1 protein-coding gene is annotated in these 3009 nt (G+C 61.0%); it reads right to left on the reverse strand.

The window, feature by feature from the left end; genetic code table 11:
• Nucleotides 1-2997, reverse strand: a 2997-nt coding sequence (locus B3N48_RS08650) for a beta strand repeat-containing protein (RefSeq protein WP_296182122.1), incomplete at its 3' end; no start/stop codon positions are given.
• Nucleotides 2998-3009 lie beyond the last annotated feature (12 nt).

A 3009-nucleotide genomic window follows, 5' to 3' on the forward strand; every position in this document is an offset into this window, starting at 1 on the left:
GACGGTGACTTCGATAGGAGGTAATTTGGTGCCAGCGTTAACCGCGTCGATACCAGCCTGTGTCAGCAACACATCGTTGCCGCTGATGATGTAGTACGGCTTGCTGGCATCGGAGAGGGTGACGACCAGCTTGTCGTGGGCCGTTTCCTTATCGCTGTAGTCCAGCTTGCCCGCAACAGTGCCCGCGACGGCTTTGCCCTCGTGAAGATCGTTGCCCGTGACCACGAGTTTTGGCGCTTCATTCGATTGAATGGCGACGGTTGTGAACGCGACGTTCGAATTGGCTTTGCCGTCGTTGACCACCACGGAGATCGAACGGTCGCTGAGGTCATTCGATGTGGTGCTGAAGCTGATGGCCTTGATTGCCGCTTCGAAATCAGCTTTCGATGCGGTCTTGCCCGGTTCTACGGTCAAGATGACGGTGCGCTTGTCCCCGCTCAAACCCGCGAAGATCGAGTCCGGCATCTTGCCGAAGCTCAGAGTGTCGCCATCAATAGCGCTGCCGTTGATGCTGACCGACGCCCGGGTCAGGTTCGGGCTATCACTGTCTTGGATGGTGATGTCGTTATCCGCGATGGCCACGCCGGTGTTTCCAAGCGTGAAGCTGGTTTGGTAGCCGCTGCCCGTTGCACCGCTGGAATCGTCACCGTCCAGGTCCACCGTTGGGGCGACGTTGCCCGCATCGACAGAGATCGAATCCGAGTGACTGCCGGTTTTGTTCTGGGTCGCATCGGCGTTGCTGTCGGTAACCTCGATGGTCACGCCACGGGCTACTGGAGTCGCGCTTGGGCTGCTCTCGGCGAAAGTGATCGAGCTGATCAGATCCTTGTAGGTGCTGATGTCAGCTTTGCCGGTCAACACGATGGTGGTGGTGTAGCTGCCATCGGCCTGTTGAACGGAGGCCAGGGTGTAATCGATGCCCACGCTCGTGCTGTGGCCGTCGCCCGTGGCGAGGGGGGAGTCGATGATGTCGTCGGCCCGCATGTGGGTCAGGGTGATCGTGGCCCCGCTCAGTTGAGCGCCGTCGGAGTCGCCAATCTGCAGGTTGGTGACGATGTGAGTTGCGGCGCCGTTTTCGTGATACGCGCTGCCATCGAAGGTGATGGTGGGGGCAACGTTGCCTGCATCGACAGAGATCAAATCCGAGTGAGTGCCGGTTTTGTTCTGGGACGCATCGGGGTTGCTGTCGGTAACCTCGATGGTCACGCCACGGGCTACTGGAGTCGCGCTTGGGCTGCTCTCGGCGAAAGTGATCGAGCTGATCAGGTCCTTGTAGGTGCTGATGTCAGCTTTGCCGGTCAACACGATGGTGGTGGTGTAGCTGCCGTCGGCCTGTTGAACGGAGGCCAGGGTGTAATCGATGCCCACGCTCGTGCTGTGGCCGTCGCCCGTGGCGAGGGGGGAGTCGATGATGTCGTCGGCCCGCATGTGGGTCAGGGTGATCGTGGCCCCGCTCAGTTGAGCGCCGTCGGAGTCGCCAATCTGCAGGTTGGTGACGATGTGAGTTGCGGCGCCGTTTTCGTGATACGCGCTGCCATCGAAGGTGATGGTGGGGGCAGCGTTAGCCGGAGCAGGCGAGGTGCCCGGCGCAGCCAGGTCAATCGTGGTCGTTGCCAGACCGGATTTGCCGCCGTCGTCGGTAACAGCCACGGCAACCGAACGCGTACCGGCCTGATCGGAGGACGAAGTGAAGGTGATGGCCTTGATGACAGCCTGGTATTCGGCGTCGGTCGCGTTGCCAGTCAGCACGATGTGGGTGTCGGTACTGCTCGGGTCGAGTTTGACGTTGCCAGTGAAATCGGCAGCGCTGGTGTCCAGCTTGTCGCCGGATTTCGCGCCGGACAGGTCGATGGTCGCGCCTGTCAGGGCGTGTTTGTCATCGGAAACGGTGGCACCTGTTGCGGCGATCCCGACGGAGATGCCTTTGGTGTCGCCCGTCACATTAACGGTCAGGTCGACGCCATTGACCGCGCCGTTGAGGTCAACGACCGGCGCTTCGTTCCCGGACACAGGCGGGGTGCCCGGCGCAGCCAGGTCAATCGTGGTCGTTGCCGAGCCTGTCTTGCCTTCGTTGTCAGTCACAACGACGGCAACCGAACGCGTACCGGCCTGATCGGAGGACGACGTGAAGGTGATGGCCTTGATGACAGCCTGGTATTCGGCGTCAGTCGCGTTGCCAGTCAGCACGATGTGGGTGTCGGTACTGCTCGGGTCGAGTTTGACGTTGCCAGTGAAATCGGCAGCGCTGGTGTCCAGCTTGTCGCCGGATTTCGCGCCGGACAGGTCGATGGTCGCGCCTGTCAGGGCGTGTTTGTCATCGGAAACGGTGGCACCTGTTGCGGCGATCCCGACGGTGATGCCTTTGGTGTCGCCCGTTACATTAACGGTCAGGTCGAGGCCATTGGCTGCGCCATTGAGGTCTACGACCGGCGCTTCGTTCCCGGACACAGGCGGGGTGCCCGGCGCAGCCAGGTCAATCGTGGTCGTTGCCGAGCCTGTCTTGCCTTCGTTGTCGGTGACAACGACGGTAACTGAACGCGTACCGGCTTGATCGGAGGACGACGTGAAGGTGATGGCCTTGATGACAGCCTGGTATTCGGCGTCGGTCGCATTGCCAGTCAGCACGATGTGGGTGTCGGTGCTGCTCGGGTCGAGTTTGACGTTGCCAGTGAAATCGGCGGCGCTGATGTCCAGTTTTTCACCGGATTTTGCGCCCGAGAGGTCGATGGTCGCGCCTGTCAGGGCGTGTTTGTCGTCCGAGACAGTGGCACCGGTTGCGGCGATCCCGACGGTAATGCCTTTGGTGTCGCCCGTTACATTAACGGTCAGGTCGAGGCCATTGGCTGCGCCATTGAGGTCAACGACCGGCGCCGTGTTGTCCGAAGGCGGCGGAACCACCGGCGCATCATTGTCCAGAATCGACGTCGTCACGCTGCCTGACTTGTCACTGACAGCCAGGTTTTCGTAGTTACCTCCGGTGGCCGAGATAATTTTCACGGTCACATCTCG

The sequence above is a fragment of the Pseudomonas sp. UBA1879 genome (assembly GCF_002338065.1).
Lineage (GTDB): Bacteria > Pseudomonadota > Gammaproteobacteria > Pseudomonadales > Pseudomonadaceae > Aquipseudomonas.